Here is a 19588-nt window from a genome sequence, read left to right on the forward strand (position 1 = left end):
GCGCAACTACTCTTCGTGCCATGAGCACCCAGCAGGACGTCCTCGATGCCGCCACCCGCGCTCGCGCCGCCAGTCACGGCCTGGCCCTGGCCACCCGGGCCCAGAAGGATCGTGCGCTGCTGGGCATGGCCGACGCGCTCGAGGCGGGTCAGGAGGCGCTGCTGAGCGCGAACGCCGAGGACGTCGCCCGCGCGGAGGCGGGCGGCACGCCGCCGAACATCGTCGACCGGCTCCGTCTCACCCCCGACCGGCTGGCCGGCATGGCGCAGGGGCTGCGCGACGTGGCCGCGCTGCCCGACCCGGTGGGCGAGGTGGTGCGCGGCACGAAGCTGCCCAACGGGCTCGAGCTGCGGCAGCTGCGGGTGCCGTTCGGCGTGGTCGGCATGATCTACGAGGCCCGCCCCAACGTCACCGCCGACGCGGCCGGCATCTGCCTGAAGTCCGGCAACGCGGTGCTGCTGCGCGGCAGCTCGAGCGCCCGCTCCAGCAACGCCGCGATCGTGGCCGCGCTGCGCGAGGCCGCGGCCGCCGCCGGCCTCGAGCCCGACGTGGTGCAGCTGGTGCCCGGCGACTCCCACGACAGCGTCAAGGCGCTGATGCGAGCACGCGGCCTGGTCGACGTGCTCATCCCGCGCGGCGGCGCCGGCCTGATCCGCAGCGTCGTCGAGGAGTCCACGGTGCCGGTGATCGAGACCGGCGTGGGCAACTGCCACGTCTACGTCGACCGCGCCGCCGACCTCGACAAGGCGCTGGCCATCGTGCTGAACGCGAAGACCCACCGCACCAGCGTCTGCAACGCCGCCGAGTCGCTGCTGGTGCACGCCGACGTGGCCGACGAGTTCCTGCCCCGTGTGGTCGCCGCCCTCCAGGAGGCCGGGGTGACCGTGCACGGCGACGCCGCGTTCACGGCGTACGACGGGGTGGTCGCGGCGAGCGAGGAGGACTACGCCACCGAGTACCTCTCCCTCGACATCTCGGCGGCCGTGGTGGGCTCGCTGACCGAGGCGATCGAGCACATCCGGCGGTTCTCCAGCCAGCACAGCGACGCGATCGTCACCGAGGACCTCGGCGCCGCCCGGCTGTTCACCGCCGCGGTCGACTCGGCCGCGGTGCTGGTCAACGCGTCGACGCGGTTCACCGACGGCGGCGAGTTCGGGTTCGGCGCCGAGATCGGCATCAGCACCCAGAAGCTGCACGCCCGCGGTCCGATGGGGCTGCCCGAGATGACCTCGACGAAGTACGTCGTCACCGGCGACGGGCACGTGCGGTGACCGGGCGCTGGTCCGGGCCGCGGGTGCCTGACCGGCTCCCGGCCCGGCATCGGTAGGATGCCCGCCATGTCTGCGCTGACCGTCCCGAGCCTGCTCCTCCGCGCCGCCGAGGAGACCCACCACGAGGTCGACAAGGCGCTGAGCTGGGGCATCGGCGTGCTCACCCTGGTGATCCTGATGGCGCTGCTGCTGGGCCTGCTCGCCTTCGGCAAGGGACGCGAGCACAGCTGAGCACGCGCGAGATCGTGGTCGCCTCGCCTCGCCGGGTCGGGGTGATGGGCGGCACCTTCGACCCCATCCACCACGGCCACCTCGTGGCCGCCTCCGAGGTGCAGGCCTGGTTCGACCTCGACGAGGTCGTCTTCGTGCCGACCGGCGAGCCGTGGCAGAAGGCGGACCGGCAGGTCTCGCCCACCGAGCACCGCTACCTGATGACGGTGATCGCCACCGCGGCCAACCCCCGGTTCACCGTCTCGCGGGTCGACATCGACCGCGACGGCCCGACCTACACCATCGACACGCTGCGCGACCTCAAGGCCCTGATGCCCGACGCGGAGCTCTACTTCATCACCGGTCTCGACGCGCTGGCTGAGATCTTCACCTGGCGCGACGCCGGCGAGCTGTTCGAGCTGGCCCAGTTCGTCGGCTGCACGCGGCCCGGCTACGAGATGGACGACGCCACGCTGGGCGCGATCCCCTCCGACCGGGTCGAGATCGTCGAGATCCCGGCGCTGGCGATCTCCTCCAGCGACTGTCGTGAACGCAAGCGTCGCGGGGAACCGGTCTGGTACCTCGTCCCCGACGGCGTCGTCCAGTACATCGCCAAGCACGACCTGTACGCACCGCCCCAGGGGCCCGGCCTCACCGACGTCCACCGAAGGAACCACCCGTGACCGCCACAGACCACGCCGTCGAGCTCGTGCACGCCGCCGCCCGCGCGGCCTCGGACAAGCTCGCCCAGCAGATCGTCGCCTTCGACGTCAGCGACCAGCTCGCGATCACCGATGCGTTCCTGCTCGCCTCGGCCACCAACGACCGGCAGGTCAAGGCGATCGTCGAGGAGGTCGAGGACAAGCTCCGCGAGATCGGCGCGAAGCCGATCCGCCGCGAGGGCGAGCGCGACGGGCGCTGGGTGCTCATCGACTACGGCGACGTGGTCGTGCACGTCCAGCACGAGGAGGAGCGGCAGTTCTACGCCCTCGAGCGGCTGTGGCGCGACTGCCCGACCATCGAGCTGCCGGCTGACGTCACCGCCTCCTCCCGGTGAGCTCGGCGCCGTCCGGAGGACGCCGGCTGGTGCTGCTGCGCCACGGGCGCACCGCCTACAACCACGAGAAGCGGGTGCAGGGGCAGCGCGAGGTCGAGCTCGACGACGTCGGGCACGCCCAGGCGGCCGCGGTGGCGCCGGTGCTGGCGGCGCTCGCGCCCGACCTGCTGTGGTCCTCCGACCTGACCCGGGCCCGGCAGACGGCCGCGTACCTGGCGAAGGAGACCGGTCTGGAGGCCGTTCACGACGCCCGGCTGCGCGAGTACCACCTCGGTGAGCGGCAGGGCATCACCCACGACGAGTACGCCGCTGCGCACCCGGCCGAGTACCTCGAGTTCCGGCAGGCGCACTACGACGTCGTGCCCGGTGCCGAGCCGACCGTCGAGGTGGTCGCCCGGATGCGCGCCGTGGTGGCCGACCTGCTGGCCGCGCTGCCGCCCGGCGGGCTCGGCGTGGCCGTTTCGCACGGCGCCGCGATCCGGATCTCGCTGGCCCCGCTGCTCGGCCTGCCCGGCGACACGGTGGAGTCGCTGCGGGCGCTCGACAACTGCGGCTGGGTGGAGCTCTCCGAGGACCCGGACGGCTCGCCGACGCCGCGCCGGCTGCGGCTGGCCGCCTACAACCGGGTGGCCCCGGCCGGCTGACCCGTCGGGCGGGAGGCCGGCGATCCTCTCGAGGACACCCTGGATTAGGACTCCGGCGGCGGGTTCGTTACTATTCCGCAGGTCGATCGGCCGCCTCGGCGGGCGAGATCGATGGGGCTGTGGCGCAGCTGGTAGCGCACCTGCATGGCATGCAGGGGGTCAGGGGTTCGAGTCCCCTCAGCTCCACCAAGACAAGAGCCCGACGGCTTCGGCCGTCGGGCTCTTGCTCGTCTCGGGGCTCGAAGCCCGCCCCTCGTGCCGACCGAGGCGGGTCGGTTCGCCCGTCGTTGGCCCGTCCCTGACACTTCCCTGACATCGCCTCCGTAGGGTCGGGGTGTGGCGCGGATCCTGGTCGCGGAGGACGACCCGAAGCAGGCGGAGCTGATCCGGCGCTACGCGGTCGCGGAGGGACACCTGGTCACGATCGTGGGGGACGGCCGGTCCGCCGTCGACGAGGTGCGACGGCAGACTCCCGACCTGCTGGTCCTCGACGTCATGATGCCCCGCCTCGACGGGCTCGACGTGTGTCGCATCCTGCGGGCGGACCCGCCGACCGAAGCGGTCCCGATCCTGATGCTCACGGCCAGGGCGACCGAGGACGACCTGCTCCACGGGCTGGACCTCGGGGCGGACGACTACCTCACCAAGCCCTACAGCCCGCGTGAGCTGATGGCCCGTTGCCGGGCGTTGCTGCGCCGGCACCACCGGGCAGGGTCCGAGGCACCTCCCCCCGACGTCGTGGTCGGCGACCTGACGATCTCGCCGAGCACCCGCGAGGTCCGGGTGGGGGCTCGGGTCGTCGACTGCACGCCGGGCGAGTTCGCGCTGCTGCACACCTTGACTGCCGAGCCGGGCCGGGTCTTCACCCGCGAGCAGCTGCTCCGGACGCTGCACGGCCCGCACGGGGCCGGCGACCACGTCACCCGCCGAACCGTCGACGTCCACGTGGCGAACCTGCGCAAGAAGCTCGGCGCCACCGTGATCCGGACCGTCCACGGCGTCGGCTATGCCGGTGCGCTCCCGGGCCCCCACCGGCCGGGCCCGTGAACGACGTCCGGGTCCCGTGGCGCCGGAGCCTCTTCTTCCGCCTCTTCGGCCTGGGCACGCTGATCGCGCTGGTGGCCGTCGCGGCAGCGACCTGGGCCACGGTGCGTGCGACGACGGTCGCCGTGCGCGAGGCGCAGCAGGACTCCCTGCACGCCGACGCGCGGATCTACGACGCCCTGGTCGGGTACGCCGCGACGCACGCGGCGTGGGCCGGTGCGGAGGCGCTCGTGGACGAGCTGGCCCGGGAGGCCGACCGGCAGGTGAGCGTCACCGACCTGCGGGGCCGAGTGCTCGTGGACTCGGCCCGCCAGCCGGGACGCCGGCCTGTGGCCCGGGCCCGGGCACGGCTGGACGCGCTCGACGTCGACCCGGTGCTGGTGTCCGAGCTCGGGTCCGCGGCGCCGGCGGAGCTCGTGCCGGGGCCGGTGTCGGAGCCGGTCGACGGACCGTGCGCCGGCGACTGCCGGGTGTGGACGGTCGACCCGCCCGGCCTGCTCGACGGCCGGGTCGACCCGGACGCCGGGGCGGCCGACGGGAGGGTGGATCCGCGGGTCGAGCGGCGCCTCGCGCGCTGCCTGGCGCGCGCCGGGCTCCCGCCCCCGGTCGGGGTCACCCGCAACCTCGGCGTCCTCGTCGACTTCCGGCGCGGACACGTGAGCGTCGAGCGCTGCGCGGGGGAGGCCAGGCGCGTCGCCTATCGGGGCGAGGTGGCGCCACCGGCCCTGCTGTTCGTGCACGGCGAGGAGGGGTCCGCCGAGGTGTTCTGGGACCTCTCCCGCGACAGCCAGACGCGGATCGTGCTACTGGCCGGCGGGGTCCTGCTGGTGACGTCGCTGCTGTGCCTGCTGCTCGCCGGCAGCGTGGTGCGTCCCCTGCGCAGGATGGCCGTCGCCGCCGAGCGTGCCGGCGACGGGGACCTGAGTGTCCGGGTCTCGGACCGTCGTGGCGACGAGGTGGGCGCCGTGGCGCGCGCGTTCAACCGGATGGCGGACCGGCGTCAGCAGCTGGAGGAGGCCCGGCGGCGGCTGGTCAGCGACGTCTCGCACGAGCTGCGTACCCCGATCGCGAACATCAGGGGGTGGCTCGAGGCCGCCCAGGACGGGCTGGCCGACCCGGGCCCGCCGCTGCTCGACAGCCTGCACGAGGAGACCCTGCACCTGCAGCGGCTCGTCGACGACCTGCACGAGCTCGCCCTCGGCGATGCCGGCGAGCTGCGGCTCGAGCCGGTCGAGATCGACCTCGGGGTGCTGCTGGACCAGGTCGCGGCGTCGTTCCGCGGGCAGGCCGACGCGGTGGGCGTCGTCGTCGACGCGGTGTCCGAGCCCGGGGCGGTCGTGCTCGCGGACGCGGTCCGGTTGCGACAGGCCGTCGGCAACCTGGTCACCAACGCGCTGCGTCACACCCCGGCCGGGGGGTCGGTGCGGCTGCGCGGGCGCACCGGGACGATCGAGGTGACCGACACGGGCGAGGGCATCCCGGCGACCGAGCTGCCGCACGTCTTCGAGCGGTTCCGACGCGTCGACACGGCTCGGGGCCGCAGCACCGGTGGCAGCGGCCTCGGGCTGGCGATCGTGCGCCAGATCGTCGAGGCGCACGGCGGGTCCGCCGAGATCGAGAGCCGACCGGGGGAGGGGACGACGGTGCGGCTGCGGCTCCCTCACGCCTGACCGCTCCCTGACCGCGTCCTGACGACTCCCTGACATCTGCCCGCCAGGATCGGCGACATGTTCCGAGCCGTCCTCCGTGTGCGCGGCCTGGTCGCCGCCGCGATCGCCGTCGCCGTGTCCCTTGCCTTGTCCCTCGGGCCGTCCGTCGGTCCCTCGCTGGTGCTGCCCGACGTCGTCCGGCAGTCGGCCCTCGCGGGACCGCCGGAGGAGGCGCCGGTCCGGGTCTACGACTACGACCTGGGGGACGCCGCGTTCACCGTGCGCGGCTTCAACGCCCTGGGACCGAAGGGGCCGACGAAGCGGCTCGCCCCGATCGAGCTGACCGGCCGTGTGTATGCGCCCGAGGACGCCGCGGGCCGGCGGCTGCCGATGGTGGTGATCGCACACGGGCTCTTCTGGACCTGCGCCGACGAGGAGGCGGCCTCGGTGCGCGCGCACTGGCCGTGCCGGCGGTCGTTCACGAGCATCCGCAGCGACCGCGGCTACGACTACCTCGGGCGAGCGATGGCCGCGCAGGGCATGGTGGTGGTCTCGGTGGGGGCGAACGGGGTCAACGCGGGCGAGCTGGGCGAGGTCGCCGACCGGGCCCGAGGCAGCGTCATCTACCGGCACCTGCGGTTGTGGCGGAACCTGGTCGAGCGGGGCACCGGCCGGCTGTCCGGTGCTCTCGTCGACGCCGCGACCGGTGGTCCGGCCTACCTCGACCTGCACCACGCGGTCGACTTCGCTCAGGTTGGGCTGCTCGGCCACTCCCGCGGGGGACGCGGTGTGATGTGGGCCGCCGCCGACGCGCATCGCGCTCGGGTGCCGGAAGGGGTCCGGCTCCGCGCGGTGTTCGGGCTGGCGGCCGCGGAGCCACCTTTCATGGACCGCGCCACGCGGCGCCTCGAGGTGGGGCGGATCCCCCTGATGACCTGGGCGGGCACCTGCGACGTGACCGGCCGCGACGAGTACAACAGGCTGGCCAGGCGGTTGCGGAACCCGGTCAACATCGGGATCACCGTGCACGGTGCCAACCACAACAACCTCAACTCGCGGTGGGCCGCGGAGAGCGGACTGCCCGGTGGGGAGGACGACGCGAGCCACCCCGAGGGCCGGCCCGACCTCTGCTACGCCTGGGACGACACCGACCACTACCCGACCCTCGGCTACGACGCCGAGCAGCGCGTCGCCGAGACCTACGTCGTGGCCTTCTTCGGGCGCTACCTGCAGGGCCGGCGGGGCTACGACGGGGTGCTGTCCGGCGAGGAGCTTCCCGTCGACGACCTGGCGACGGTCGAGGTGCGCCGCTACTGACCGGCCGCGTTCACCAGATCGGGCCGCGGTCCGGCAGCGACGCCGACAACGCCGCGACCTGGGCGGCCAGGTCGTCGCGGTCCACGAAGCGGCTCAGCAGCCGGGCGAGGTGCTGCCGGTCCTCCAGTGGCCAGTCCATCAGCGAGTCGAGCATCCGGCCGCGCCGCTCCACCTCGGCCAGCTCCAGCGGCTCGCTCGCGGCCGCGGAGACGCCGACCAGCAGGGCATGACCGTCCGGTCCGGCCAGCCGGTCGACCAGCCCCCGGCGGTCGAGCTCCGTGACGTAGGACCGGGTGGTCTCCTCGTCGAGGCGCAGCTGCGCGGCCAGGTCGGCGACCCGCAGCGGGCCGGTGCGGCGCAGCCGCAGCAGCGCCTCGACCGGGCCGCGGGCCAGCCCGGGGGAGACCCGCTCGGCGAGCGCTGCCAGATAGGCGTGCCCCTGGAGCGTGAGCTCCGCGAGCGCCTCGTGCAGCACGTCCTCGACGCGATGGTCCCGGCCTCGCGGGATCTCCGGGCCTCCCCGGTGCTCCATGCCCCCTCCGTCTCCCGAGACCATCTCCGTCGTGGCGTCTTGGCAGTCGCTCCTGGCACCGTAGGCCCCAGCGCGCGGGCGTGGGGGAGGATTCTCAGAACCGGGCCCGGGCCTTTGGACCCTGCGATTCCCGGAGCGGCCGAGCGAGACTGGAACGGTGGAACTGAACGAGCTGCGCGCTCAGACGCGAGACCTGATCGAGGACCCCACCCTGACCTTCCGGCAGCGGATGCACCGGCTGGCGACCCTCGCCGAGAACGCCCTCGAACCGCCGCAGGTCTCTGCGGCGTGCGCCGAGGCCCTCGAGAAGCGCGTCGTCTGCGACATGTTCGAGGGCAACGCCCCCCACCGTCCGCGTTACCTGCTCCCGGACTTCGCGAAGCTGCTGCGCGAAGGCTCGACGTTCCTCGAGCTCGGCCCGGCCCGCGACCTCGACGAGGCCCTGACCCACCTGCTGATCGCCTACTCGCAGACCCCCTCGATCACCGGCTACCCGGTCTGGCTCGGCGACGTCGACACCCTGCTGGCGCCCTACGTCGACGACGTGTCCGACGAGGAGCTGCACCGGCGGCTGCGGCTGTTCTGGATCTCCGTGGACCGGATGTTCCCCGACGCCTTCACCCATGCCAACCTCGGCCCCGACGACAACCGGGTGGCCCGCACGGTGCTGCGCCTGGAGCGCGAGCTGCTGCAGGTCGTGCCGAACCTGACCCTGAAGGTGGACGCCGATCGCACCCCCGACTCGCTGGTGCGCGACGGGGTCGAGACCGTGTTCGCGTGCGGCAAGCCGCACTTCGTCAACCACTCGATGATGTCCGGAGACCTCAGCCGCGGCTACGGCGTGGTCTCCTGCTACAACTCGCTGCCGGCCGGCGGCGGCTCGCACACGCTGGTGCGGCTGAACCTGCGCGAGGTGGCGCTGCGGCACGACGGCGACCGGCGTGGCTTCCTGGAGGAGCTGCTGCCCCACTACGTCGAGCTCACGGCCGAGTTGATGGAGGCACGGATCCGGCACCTCGTCGAGCGATCCGGGTTCTTCGACCACTCGTGGCTGGCCACCGACGGCCTGCTCCACCTGGATCGCTACACCGCGATGTTCGGCATCTACGGGCTGGCCGAGGCGACCTCGATCGTGCTCGAGCACGAGGGCATCGAGGCCCGCTACGGGCACGACCAGGTCGCCGACGACCTGGCCCACGAGATCGTCGAGGCCGTCTCCCGGTTGGTCGCCGACCGGCCCATGCCCTACTGCGAGGGCACCGGCGGGCGCGCCCTGCTGCACAGCCAGTCGGGCATCGACTCCGACATCGGGGTCACCGCCGGCACCCGGATCCCGGTCGGCGACGAGCCCGGCCTGCTCCGGCACCTGCAGGCGGTCACTCCCAACCACCGGCTGTTCCCCGCGGGGGTCAGCGACATCCTGGCCTTCGACGAGACCGCCCGCCGCAACCCCGACGCCGTCGTCGACGTCATCCGGGGGGCCTTCCGCACCGGGATGCGCGACATGACCTTCAACCTCGACAGCAACGACTTCATCCGGATCACCGGCTACCTGGTGCGCAAGTCGGACCTGGCCAAGATCGAGCACGGTGCCCGCCACGACAGCACCTTCCTGGGTGCCGGCGCGGTCGAGCAGATGCACGTCGACCAGCGAACCCCCAAGCGGATCATCGCCCACGAGATGGGCGGCTGAGCCTCATGGCCGGCCCGCTCGTGGCGCCGCCGGCCGCCGTGCGACGTCCGGGCGGCGGCGACCCGCTGCTCACGCGAGCGCGGGTCGCCGACGTGATCCCGTTCTCGTGGGTCGACGGGCCCGGCAACAGGTACGTCGTGTTCGTGCAGGGCTGCTCGTTCGACTGCGTGGCCTGCCACAACCCCGAGACCATCGCGCCGCGCACCCCCGGCGGCCGGGTCGCGACGGTGGGCGACCTGCTCACCGACCTCCGCCCGGCCGCGCCCTACCTGGCAGGGGTGACGGTGTCGGGCGGGGAGGCGACCGGCCAATGGCACTTCGTGCGCGACCTGTTCCGCGGCGTGCGCGCCGACGGTGAGCTGTCGCGGTTGACGACGTTCGTGGACTCCAACGGCAACGCGCTGCCCCGGGTCTGGGATCGGCTGCTGCCGGTCACCGACGGCTTCATGATCGATCTCAAGGCGCTCGATCCCGAGGTGCACCGGCGGCTGACAGGGCGCGGCAACGACCTCGTCCTCGACTCGATCCGGCATCTGCACGGCGCCGGGAAGCTCCACGAGGTGCGGCTGCTGCTCGTGCCGGGCTACAACGACAGCCCCGACCAGTTGGCGCGCACCGCCGAGTGGCTGGCGGATCTCGACCCGGCGCTACGCGTCGTGGTCATCGGCTTCCGGCAGCACGGTGTGCGCCCGGAGTACGCCGGGGTCCCCGAGGCCACCGCGGATCTGCTGGCCGGCTGGCGGGCCGGGCTCGAGGCCGCGGGGCTCTCCGGGGTCGTCACCGTCTGACGCGCCACCGGGTCGCGAGCAGCTCACTGCAGGCGGCCTCGCTGTCCCGTTGCCCCGGGCACCGCCACCACGTGCGGTCGGGGCTCAGCCGCTGCCGAACCGCATCGAGAAGTCCTCGGCGATCACGGACGTGACCGGTCTGCCCGAGGACAGCCAGGCCAGCGGCCCACCCGGCGCCGGCTCCCAGGTCGCCGTCGCCGGGCGGACCCGGCCGCCGGCACGGATCCGGCTGTCGACGGTGCGGGCCTGCAGCGTCTGGACCACCCACCCCGGCAGCGGGATCGGCAGCGGAACCGCCGGCACGCCGCGGGGCCGGAACGTCGCGGCGGCGATCGGCGCGTCCTCCCGACGGGCGGCGAGCCGCCCGTCGTCGGAACGGTCGAAGTCGGCCAGGTCCTTGGGGATGCCCCACAGCTCGCGGCCGCCGGCGCGCGAGGAGGGGCTGTCGACCCAGATGTCGGTGATCGAGAGCCCCACCCGCCGGCCGTGGCGGACGACGACGGCGGCGAGCAGCTCGTCGTACGCCATCAGGCCGGCCTCGGAGTAGGCGACGAACGCGGTCGCCACCAGCGCCTGCCCGCGCAGGTGCAGCGCACGGGCGGAGAACGGCAGCTGCGGCAGCGCGTCGAGCGGGACCCGCCACAACGTGATCCACCCCTGGCCGGCGAGGTCCCAGGGCTCCGGCGGGTACGCCGTGCTCTCGGGGCTCATCGGCCGCTCACCGCGGGCTCGGCGGCGGCAGCGACGGCGTGCTCCTCGAGCTCGGACCAGTCGACCTCGGCCGTGCGCTGCTGGTACTCGGCGACGAAGCCGGGCCAGTTCGTGGTGATCCGGCCGCCGCCGCCCTCGCGGTACCAGCTCACGCAGCCGGTCCAGGCGCTGTCGGCGAGACGGTCCTGCATCTCCCGGTCGAACGCCGCGGCGACGTCCGGGCTGGCGGCGACCGCGCGAGCCCGGCCGTCGGCGATGCCCCGCACCACCTGGGCGATCCAGCCGGCCTGGGCCTCGGTCATGCCGAGGATCGAGCTGCCGCCGAGGTTGGTGTTGGGGCCGTAGACGCAGAACAGGTTCGGGAAGCCGGGCACGGTGATGCCCAGGTGGGCGTGGGCCCCGTCGGCCCAGACCTCGTGCAGTGGGACCCCGCCCGCGCCGCGCACGTCGATGCCGGCCAGGAACTCGGTGGCCGCGAAGCCGGTGCCCCAGATCAGCACGTCGGCCTCGTGCAGCCGCCCGTCGGCGGTGCGCACGCCGGCCGGCTCGACCGCACTGACCCGCTCGGTCACCACGTCGACGTGCGGGCGGGCGAGCGCGGGGTACCAGTCGTTGGAGAAGAGGATCCGCTTGCAGCCCAGCGGGTAGTCCGGCCGCAGCGCCCGGCGCAGCGCCGGGTCCGGCACCTGCCGGCGGAGCTGGGCCCGCCAGGCGACCTTGAAGGCCGCCTTCAGCGGCCGGGCGACCCGCCCGTCGCCGGTGATCGCCCCGTTGAGCCGCTCCGACAGCACCCAGGTCAGGGACCGCCCGAACCGCTGCGTAACCGGCCAGCGGCGGAAGAGCCGGTGGTGCAGCCCGGTGTAGGCACGGTCCGGCTTCGGCACGATGTAGGGAGCCGAGCGCTGGAAGACCGTCATCGCGCCGACCTCGTCGACGATGCCGGGCACGAACTGGATCGCGCTGGCCCCGGTGCCGACGACCGCGACCCGCTTGCCGGCCAGCGGCACGTCGTGGCGCCACTGGGCGGAGTGGAACATCGGGCCCGAGAAGCTCTCGCGCCCCGGCAGGTCGGGGACCACCGGGTTCGAGAGCTGTCCGACCGCGGAGACCACCACGTCCGCGGTGATCTCCTCACCGGCGGCGGTGCGCAGCGTCCAGGTGGCGCTGGACTCGTCGTACGCGGCGGCGACGACGTCGACGCCGGTGCGGACCTTGTCGAGCACGCCGGTGTCGTGGGCCACCCGGCGGATGTAGTCGAGGATCACCGGCTGGGCCGGGTAGCGCCGTGGCCACTCCGGGTTCGGCGCGAAGGACCACGAGTAGAGCGCCGACGGCACGTCGCAGGCCGCGCCCGGGTAGGTGTTGTCCCGCCAGACGCCGCCCACCTCCTCGGCGCGCTCGAGGACGACGAGGTCGTCGATCCCGGCGCGCAGGAGCGACACGGCCGTGCCGAGGCCACCGAAGCCGGCGCCGATCACGGCGACCCGAGGGCCCGGCCGCGCGGTGGAGGGTGAGGGAGTGGGAGCAGTCACGTCGCAGCAACCTAGGGCGCCCGCGTCGCGCTGCCCAGGGCGCACCGGCCACCGGATCCACATTTGCGGCCACCTTGCGCGAGACTGGCCGCATGGAGCTGCACCTCGAGCAGCCCGCGACCCGGCATTGGGACTTCCCCCGGTCGGTCGCCGGCGTCGCGATCCTCGTCGAGCACGGTGCCCGGCGTGGCCTGGACCGCGGTGCGCTGCTCGCCGGCACCACACTGGCCCCGGCCGACCTCGAGCAGGCCGGGCGTGAGGTCACCGCCGAGCAGGAGCTGCGCGTCGTGCGCAACCTGCAGCACGCGCTCGGCGCGGACACCGCCGCCCGCCGCGGCGCACTCGGGGAGGCGGTCGGCGGCGACTACCACGTGAGCACCTTCGGGATCCTCGGCTTCGCGCTGCTCTCCAGCCGCACCGTCCTGGAGCTGCTCAACCTGACCATGCGCTTCCTCGACCTCAGCTACATCTTCACCACCCCCACCGTGGCGCGCAGCGGCGAGCAGGTGCAGCTGCGACTCGACGGTGCCTCGCTGCCGCCCGACGTGCGCGACCTGCTGCTCGCCCGCGACGCGACCGCGATCCGCGGTGTCGCCGGCGAGCTCGTGCCGGGTGGCATCGACGAGCGCGTGGTCCACGCCGACCCGCACTCGCTGACGCTGCTGCTCGACGTCGCCCAGCTGCGGCGAGCCCTGCCTCTGGCCAACCCGCAGTCCCTGGCGCTGGCCGAGCAGCTGTGCCGAGACGTCGTCGAGCGGCGCCGCCGCAGCAGCGGCACCGCCAGCCGGGTGCGGGTGCTGGTCGCCCAGCGCCTGGCCTCCGGCGCGCAGGCCGCCGAGGTGGCCACCGCGCTCGGCCTCTCCGAGCGCACGCTGCGCCGACGGCTCGCGGCCGAGGGCACGTCGTACCAGCGGCTGCTCGACGAGGTGCGCGAGTCGCTGGCCGTCGAGCTGCTCGGCACCGGCCTGCTCTCGGTCGACGACGTCGCCCACCGGCTCGGCTACGCCGAGGCGTCCACCTTCATCGTGGCCTTCCGCCGGTGGACCGGGCAGACGCCCGGATCCCTCCGGTCGGCCACGGGAGAGGCGCTCAGGTGATCGTCATCCCGCCGTCGACCGCGAGCGTCTGGCCGGTCACGTAGCCGCCGGCGGCGGAGGCCAGGAACACCACGGCCGCCGTGAGCTCGACGGGGTCGCCCTTGCGGCCCATCGGGATCCGCCCCAGCTGGGAGTCGAGGTAGCCGGGCGGGTACTGCTCGGTCATCTCGGAGGTGAAGAACCCCGGCGCGATCGCGTTCACCCGGATGCCCTTGCGCCCGGTCCACTGCTGGGCCAGGTCGCGGGTCAGGCCGATCAACCCGGCCTTCGACGCGGCGTACGCGGCCTGGGGGAGCCCGGCGGTGGTGATGCCCAGCACCGAGCTGATGTTGACGATGCTCGAGCCCGGCTGCATCACCCGCCCGCACGCCTGGGCCATCCAGTAGCAGCCGTGGAGGTTGACCTCGATCACCTGACGGAACTGGTCGGGTGTCTCCCGGGTGGCCGGCACCGCGGTGCCGACGCCGGCGTTGTTGACCAGCACGTCGACCCGCCCGAACTCGGCCATCGCCGCCTCCACCAGCGCGGTGCAGGAGTCGGGGTCGGAGACGTCGGTTGCCACCGGAAGCGCCCGGCGGCCGGCGGCCTCGACCAGGCGCGCGGTCTCGGTGAGCCGGTCGGCACGACGGGCGCCCAGCACCACGTCGGCACCGGCCTCGGCGAGCCCCTTGGCGAACGCCACGCCCAGCCCGCTGGAGGCGCCGGTGACGATCGCGACCCGGCCGTCGAGGCGGAACAGGTCGGGGACGGTGCTGGTCTCGGGGCTGGTCGTGGGGGAGGGCTCCGGTGACGTCATGCCCGCACTGTAGGGGCGGGCGCGCTCGCTGTCGCCCGTGCTCGCCCGTGCTCGCCCGTGCTCGTCCGGGCTCGCCGGGGCGGTAGGATGACGCCCATGCGGCAGGACCTGCTCCTTAGCTAGCCGCGTCGACCAGCTCGGCGCGGCCGCCCCTCGAGCCCGAGGGGCTTTTTCATGCCCGTCCGCGACAGGCTCTCGGCGGGCGAGGGGAGCCGGACCACCAGAGGTGAGAGAGACGAGATGAGCGAGCGAGACGAGCAGGCCGAGCCGGCGACGTACGACGTGCAGGCGGTCCAGGACAAGTGGCTGCCCGTGTGGGACGAGCTGCAGCCGTTCCGCGCCGACGACGCCTCGCCGCGCGAGAAGAAGTACGCGCTGACGATGTTCCCCTACCCCAGTGGCGACCTGCACATGGGTCACGCCGAGGTGACCGCGCTGCACGACGTCATCGCGCGCTACTGGTGGCAGCGCGGCTACGACGTGCTGAACCCGATGGGTTGGGACTCCTTCGGCCTCCCCGCCGAGAACGCCGCCATCCGCAACGACGAGCACCCGGCGACCTACACCTACGCCAACATCGAGACGCAGTACGAGTCGTTCAAGCACTACGGCATCTCCTTCGACTGGTCCCGCCGGCTGCACACCTCCGACCCGGAGTACTACCGCTGGACCCAGTGGCTGTTCCTGAAGTTCCGCGAGCGCGGACTGGCCTACCGCAAGAACAGCCCGGTCAACTGGTGCCCCAACGACCAGACCGTGCTGGCCAACGAGCAGGTGGTCGACGGGCGGTGCGAGCGCTGCGGCGCCGACGTCACCAAGCGCGAGCTGACCCAGTGGTACTTCAAGATCACCGAGTACGCCCAGGAGCTGCTGGACCGCCTCGACGACCTGGAGCCGACCTGGCCGGCCCGCGTGGTGACCGCGCAGCGCAACTGGATCGGTCGCTCCGAGGGCGCCCACGTCGACTTCCGCGTCGAGGGCCGCGAGGAGCCGATCACGGTCTACACCACGCGACCCGACACGATCTTCGGCACGACGTTCATGGTCGTGGCCGTCGACTCGGCGCTCGCCGACGAGCTGGTGACCGACGAGCAGCGGCCCGCCTTCGAGGCCTACCGCGAGGAGATCCGCAAGGAGACCGAGATCGAGCGGCTCTCGACGGACCGCCCGAAGACCGGAGTCGACCTGGGGGTCACGGCGACCAACCCGGTGACCGGCGAGCCGATCCCGGTGTGGGCGACCGACTACGTCCTGGCCGACTACGGCACCGGCGCGGTCATGGGTGTGCCCGGCGGCGACCAGCGGGACTGGGAGTTCGCCACGGTCATGGGCCTGCCGATCGTCCGGACCACCCAGACGCCCGACGGCTTCGAGGGCGAGGCCTACAGCGGCGAGGGACCCGCCATCAACTCCCCGGCCCCGGGCACCGCGGCGCCGCTGGACATCAACGGGCTGGAGGTGGCCGACGCCAAGCGCGCCACCATCGACTTCCTGGAGCAGCAGGGCACCGGCAAGGGCGCGGTGAACTTCCGGCTGCGCGACTGGCTGCTCAGCCGGCAGCGCTACTGGGGCGTGCCGATCCCGATCATCCACTGCGAGAAGGACGGCGAGGTCGCCGTCCCCTACGACCAGCTGCCGCTGGAGCTGCCGGAGCTGCGTGGCGCCGACCTGAAGCCGAAGGGCGTCTCGCCGCTGGCGGCCGCCGAGGACTGGGTCAACGTCGCCTGCCCGACCTGTGGCGGCCCCGCCAAGCGGGACAGCGACACGATGGACACGTTCGTGGACTCGTCGTGGTACTTCCTGCGCTACTGCTCGCCGGGCTACACCGAGGGCCCGTTCGACCCGGAGAAGGCCAGGGCGTGGATGCCGGCCGACATCTACGTCGGCGGTGTCGAGCACGCCGTGCTCCACCTGCTCTACGCGCGCTTCTTCACCAAGGTGCTGCGCGACATGGGGATGCTGGACGTCGACGAGCCCTTCGCGGCCCAGCTCAACCAGGGCTTCGTCATCAACCGCGGCAAGAAGATGAGCAAGTCACTGGGCAACGGGGTCAGCCTGGGAGAGCAGCTCGCCGAGTTCGGAGTCGACGCCGTCCGCCTCACCCTGGTCTTCGCGGGTCCGCCGGAGGACGACATCGACTGGGCCGAGATGTCCCCGGCCGGGTCGCTGCGCTTCCTGCAGCGCGCCTGGCGGCTCTCCGGTGACGTCGCCTCCGCCCCCGGGACGCCGGCCGAGGACGGCGACGTCGCGCTGCGCCGGACCACCGCGCGGGCCGTGAGCGACGCCGCCGAGCTGGTCGAGTCCTACCGCTTCAACGTGATGGTCGCCCGGGTGATGGAGCTGGTGAACGCCACCCGCAAGGCCATCGACTCCGGCTGCGGACCGGCCGACCCGGCCGTGCGGGAGGCCGCCGAGGCGGTCGCGATCCTGCTGTCGCTGGTCGCGCCGTACACCGCCGAGGAGATGTGGGAGCGGCTCGGCCGCAACCCCGACCGCCGGCAGACCGTCGCCCGGGCCGGCTGGCCGGCCGTCGACCCGGCGCTGTTGGTCGAGGAGTCGGTGACCGCGGTCGTGCAGATCCAGGGCAAGGTCAAGGCCCGGCTGGAGGTGTCTCCCGACATCAGCGAGGCCGACCTGGAGGCGCTGGCGCTGGCCGACGACGCGGTGGTCAGGGCGATCGACGGGCGCCCGGTCCGCAAGGTCGTCGTGCGCGCACCCAAGCTGGTCAACGTGGTGGTCTGACGCCCCGGCGCGGGGCCGCTACCCTTCGGCGCATGCCGGTCCGCCTCTGCACCGACTCGACCGCCATGCTGCTGCCCGACGAGGTGGCCGCAGGGCGGATCGACGTCGTGCCGGTGCAGGTCGTGATCGGCCCGCACGTCTACGACGAGGGCGACGAGGAGGCGACGCCCGAGCGGGTCGCCGAGGCGCTGCGCGAGTTCCTGCCGGTGAGCACCTCGCGCCCCGGGCCGGCGGTGTTCCTCGAGCACTACCGGAAGCTGGCCGAGGAGGGGGCGAGCGAGATCGTCTCGGTGCACCTGTCCGGCGAGATGAGCGGCACCTTCGAGTCCGCGCTGCTGGCCGCCAGGGAGTCGCCGGTTCCGGTGACGACCGTCGACACCCGTCAGGTGGGCCCTGGTGTCGGGTTCGCCGTGCTGGCCGCCGCCGACGCGCTGGAGCAGGGTGGCAGCGCCACGGACGCCGCGGATGCCGCCGGCCGGCGCGCGGCCGCCTGCACGTCGCTGTTCTACGTCGACACGCTGGAGTACCTCCGGCGCGGCGGCCGGATCGGCACCGCCGCCAAGCTCCTCGGCTCGGCGCTCGCGGTGAAGCCGCTGCTGCAGATCGAGGAGGGCCGAGTGGCGAGCCTGGAGCGGGTGCGCACCTCGGGCCGCGCGCTGGCCCGGCTGGAGGAGCTGGCGGTGCAGACGGCCGGCGAGGAGCCGGTCGACGTCAGCGTCGCCCACCTGGCCAGCGGTGACCGGGCCGGCCAGCTCACCGAGCACCTCACCGAGCGGCTGGCGGCCAACCTCGAGGGCCGCGAGGTGCGCTGCGGCGAGCTCGGTGCGGTGCTCGGGGCCCACGTCGGCCCGGGGATGATCGCGGTCTGCGTGGCGCCCCGCGTCTGAGCCGGGTCCGCGCCGGTCAGCCGGGCCGGTCAGCCCGGCCGGTTCGCCGCCGAGGAGCGCAGCCGCCAGCTCACCAGGGCGAGGTCGAGCGCGGTGCGCGCCTGCCGCGCGTCGAAGTCGAGGTCGCCGAGCAGCCGGCTGATCCGCTCCAGGCGGGAGTAGAGCGTCTGGCGGCGGATGCCGAGCGCCTCGGCGGCCGCCGTCTTCGACAGCCCGACCTCGAGGTAGGTGTCGAGCGTCGTCACCAGGTCGGAGCCGCGGCGGGCGTCCTGCTCGAGCAGCGGTCCCAGCTGGTCCTCGACGAACCCCTCGAGGTCGGCGTCGGTGACCACCCGGGAGAGCAGCATGTAGACGCCCAGCTCGCTGGCCAGCACGACCCGTGAGCCGAGCACCAGCCGGTTGGCCAGGGTCAGCGCCTCGCGGGCGGCGGGCAGGCAGCGGGCGAGGCCGGCGACGTCCTCCACGGGCGGGCCGCCGACGGCCCGGGCCACCGAGCCGCCGACGGTGGCGCGCAGCTCCTCGTCGACCGAGCGCACCAGCTCCTGCAGGCGGGCCCGCAGCTGTCCCGGCGGCACGGCGCCCGCCAGCATCACCACGCCGTCGACCTCCGCGACCAGCGCGGGGCCGAGCACGGCGCGGGCGGCCGCGGCCGTGGCGTTCAGCCCGGCCCGGGTGGGCGTCGGCAGGCTCAGCGCCAGCGCGACGCCGACGACCTGGTGCCCGCGTCGCACGCCGAGCCCCGCGGCCTCGGCCTGGGCGATGATCTCACCGCGGGAGAGGTACTGGCCGGTGGTCAGCCAGCGCACCAGCTCCGCACCGGCCGGGCGCCGGCCACCGCCGGCCGGGCCGCTCTGCGCCAGGCAGACCGCCAGCGAGGTCGCGCACCGCTGGGCCACCGCACGCACCGAGGGCGTCGCCTCCCCGGCCAGGGCGAGCACCGCCCACGGACCGCCGCCGACGTCGTGCTCCGTGGTGCTCGGCGCCGACGTGCGCACGTCGCGGCCCACGAGCAGCGCGCCGCCGGGGGAGTAGACACCCGCCTCGACCCCGCACAGGTCCTCGACCACCGTGAGCAGCTCGGCGATGCCGGCACCGGTGGCGAGCACCGCCGAGAGCCGGGACGAGGCCTCCTCGAGGCGACGCAGCCGGGCCACCTCGCCCTCGACCAGCATCGGGTGCACGGCCTCGGTGACCTCGATGAACGGCACCACGCCGCGCAGCAGCACCAGCGGCAGGTCGTGCTCCGCGGCGGCCTCCACGAGGCCCTCGGGCGGACGGGTGAAGGTGCGGCCGAGCTCCAGCATCAGCGCCGCGACCTGCTGGCGCGCCAGCGAGGCGACGTAGCCACCGACCGCGGTCGAGCCCATGCCCACCAGCCCCAGGCCGGTGGTGAGCAGGACCTCCCCGCCCTTGAGCAGCGGCGAGATGTCGTAGATCTCGGAGGTGTGGATCCAGCGCACCGACCGGCGGTCCAGCCCGGAGCCCACGACGACCTCGGGCCGGGCCGCCTGCATCACGGGGAGCGCCAGCAGCCGGGCGACGGTGAGGCCGGTCATGGAGAGGACGATATGACCAGTTCTTACGTTCCCGAAATGACGATTCGCCCCTTGTTGCCCGC

The 19588-nt window shown here is 73.6% G+C and carries 18 protein-coding genes and 1 tRNA gene; 14 read left to right on the plus strand and 5 right to left on the minus strand.

What is annotated here, in order from left to right; translation table 11 throughout:
• Window positions 1-20 precede the first annotated feature (20 nt).
• The 9 genes from D6B71_RS14720 (at window position 21) to D6B71_RS14755 (ending at window position 7192) form a co-directional block, all read left to right on the plus strand.
• Entirely contained in the window at window positions 21-1271 is a 1251-nt protein-coding gene (locus D6B71_RS14720; protein WP_121256353.1) for a glutamate-5-semialdehyde dehydrogenase, read from the plus strand.
• 66 nt (window positions 1272-1337) lie between these two features.
• Window positions 1338-1502: a hypothetical protein gene (locus tag D6B71_RS22855; protein WP_164519685.1), complete on the plus strand. Its 165-nt coding sequence runs from the start codon at window positions 1338-1340 to the stop codon at window positions 1500-1502.
• Between the two features lie 14 nt (window positions 1503-1516).
• Window positions 1517-2164, plus strand: a complete 648-nt coding sequence (gene nadD / locus D6B71_RS14725; RefSeq protein ID WP_276311007.1) for a nicotinate-nucleotide adenylyltransferase — start codon at window positions 1517-1519, stop codon at window positions 2162-2164.
• Window positions 2161-2538 (plus strand): ribosome silencing factor, encoded by a 378-nt coding sequence (rsfS, locus tag D6B71_RS14730; protein WP_121256357.1) that lies wholly within the window; start codon window positions 2161-2163, stop codon window positions 2536-2538. The genes nadD and rsfS overlap by 4 nt, the downstream gene beginning before the upstream one ends.
• Window positions 2535-3182 (plus strand): histidine phosphatase family protein, encoded by a 648-nt coding sequence (locus D6B71_RS14735; RefSeq protein WP_121256359.1) that lies wholly within the window; start codon window positions 2535-2537, stop codon window positions 3180-3182. The genes rsfS and D6B71_RS14735 overlap by 4 nt, the downstream gene beginning before the upstream one ends.
• 113 nt (window positions 3183-3295) lie before the next feature.
• Window positions 3296-3371: transfer RNA gene (locus D6B71_RS14740), tRNA-Ala, on the plus strand.
• A gap of 147 nt (window positions 3372-3518) precedes the next feature.
• Window positions 3519-4229: a response regulator transcription factor gene (locus D6B71_RS14745; RefSeq protein ID WP_206051780.1), complete on the plus strand. Its 711-nt coding sequence runs from the start codon at window positions 3519-3521 to the stop codon at window positions 4227-4229.
• The gene (locus D6B71_RS14750) at window positions 4226-5896 is read left to right on the plus strand and encodes a sensor histidine kinase (RefSeq protein ID WP_121256361.1); all 1671 of its coding nucleotides are present in this window, start codon (window positions 4226-4228) and stop codon (window positions 5894-5896) included. The genes D6B71_RS14745 and D6B71_RS14750 overlap by 4 nt, the downstream gene beginning before the upstream one ends.
• A gap of 57 nt (window positions 5897-5953) precedes the next feature.
• On the plus strand, window positions 5954-7192 hold the full coding sequence (locus D6B71_RS14755; RefSeq protein ID WP_121256363.1) for an alpha/beta hydrolase: 1239 nt from the start codon (window positions 5954-5956) through the stop codon (window positions 7190-7192).
• Window positions 7193-7202: 10 nt separating this feature from the next.
• Here the strand turns inward: D6B71_RS14755 and D6B71_RS14760 are convergent, their stop codons facing one another.
• Window positions 7203-7724 carry a helix-turn-helix domain-containing protein gene (locus D6B71_RS14760; protein WP_121256365.1) on the minus strand — a complete coding sequence of 174 codons (522 nt, stop codon included), beginning with the start codon at window positions 7722-7724 and terminating at the stop codon, window positions 7203-7205.
• A gap of 157 nt (window positions 7725-7881) precedes the next feature.
• On the opposite strand from D6B71_RS14760, the gene D6B71_RS14765 reads away from it, so the two are divergent.
• Both D6B71_RS14765 and D6B71_RS14770 read left to right on the plus strand, forming a co-directional pair.
• Complete coding sequence (locus tag D6B71_RS14765) at window positions 7882-9417, plus strand: YjjI family glycine radical enzyme (protein WP_121256367.1); 1536 nt, start codon at window positions 7882-7884, stop codon at window positions 9415-9417.
• A gap of 5 nt (window positions 9418-9422) precedes the next feature.
• Window positions 9423-10205 (plus strand): radical SAM protein, encoded by a 783-nt coding sequence (locus D6B71_RS14770; protein WP_121256369.1) that lies wholly within the window; start codon window positions 9423-9425, stop codon window positions 10203-10205.
• A gap of 84 nt (window positions 10206-10289) precedes the next feature.
• Here D6B71_RS14770 and D6B71_RS14775 read toward each other — a convergent pair whose 3' ends face one another.
• Both D6B71_RS14775 and D6B71_RS14780 read right to left on the minus strand, forming a co-directional pair.
• Window positions 10290-10916 carry an acetoacetate decarboxylase family protein gene (locus D6B71_RS14775; RefSeq protein ID WP_121256371.1) on the minus strand — a complete coding sequence of 209 codons (627 nt, stop codon included), beginning with the start codon at window positions 10914-10916 and terminating at the stop codon, window positions 10290-10292.
• Window positions 10913-12448: a flavin-containing monooxygenase gene (locus tag D6B71_RS14780; protein WP_240641428.1), complete on the minus strand. Its 1536-nt coding sequence runs from the start codon at window positions 12446-12448 to the stop codon at window positions 10913-10915. The genes D6B71_RS14775 and D6B71_RS14780 overlap by 4 nt, the downstream gene beginning before the upstream one ends.
• A 92-nt stretch (window positions 12449-12540) precedes the next feature.
• Between D6B71_RS14780 and D6B71_RS14785 the strand changes: the two genes are divergently transcribed.
• Complete coding sequence (locus D6B71_RS14785; RefSeq protein WP_121256375.1) at window positions 12541-13545, plus strand: AraC family transcriptional regulator; 1005 nt, start codon at window positions 12541-12543, stop codon at window positions 13543-13545.
• Here D6B71_RS14785 and D6B71_RS14790 read toward each other — a convergent pair.
• Window positions 13538-14341, minus strand: a complete 804-nt coding sequence (locus D6B71_RS14790; protein WP_121256377.1) for an SDR family NAD(P)-dependent oxidoreductase — start codon at window positions 14339-14341, stop codon at window positions 13538-13540. The genes D6B71_RS14785 and D6B71_RS14790 overlap by 8 nt on opposite strands.
• Window positions 14342-14581: 240 nt before the next feature.
• Here D6B71_RS14790 and leuS point away from each other — a divergent pair, with 240 nt between their 5' ends.
• Window positions 14582-17083: a leucine--tRNA ligase gene (gene leuS / locus D6B71_RS14795; RefSeq protein WP_121256379.1), complete on the plus strand. Its 2502-nt coding sequence runs from the start codon at window positions 14582-14584 to the stop codon at window positions 17081-17083.
• A 32-nt stretch (window positions 17084-17115) separates the two neighbouring features.
• Complete coding sequence (locus D6B71_RS14800; RefSeq protein ID WP_121256381.1) at window positions 17116-17970, plus strand: DegV family protein; 855 nt, start codon at window positions 17116-17118, stop codon at window positions 17968-17970.
• 29 nt (window positions 17971-17999) lie between these two features.
• Here the strand turns inward: D6B71_RS14800 and D6B71_RS14805 are convergent, their stop codons facing one another.
• Window positions 18000-19526 carry a PucR family transcriptional regulator gene (locus D6B71_RS14805; protein ID WP_164519688.1) on the minus strand — a complete coding sequence of 509 codons (1527 nt, stop codon included), beginning with the start codon at window positions 19524-19526 and terminating at the stop codon, window positions 18000-18002.
• Window positions 19527-19588 lie beyond the last annotated feature (62 nt).

It is taken from the genome of Nocardioides ferulae, assembly GCF_003660455.1.
In the GTDB taxonomy this organism is placed as follows: Bacteria; Actinomycetota; Actinomycetes; order Propionibacteriales; family Nocardioidaceae; genus Nocardioides; species Nocardioides ferulae.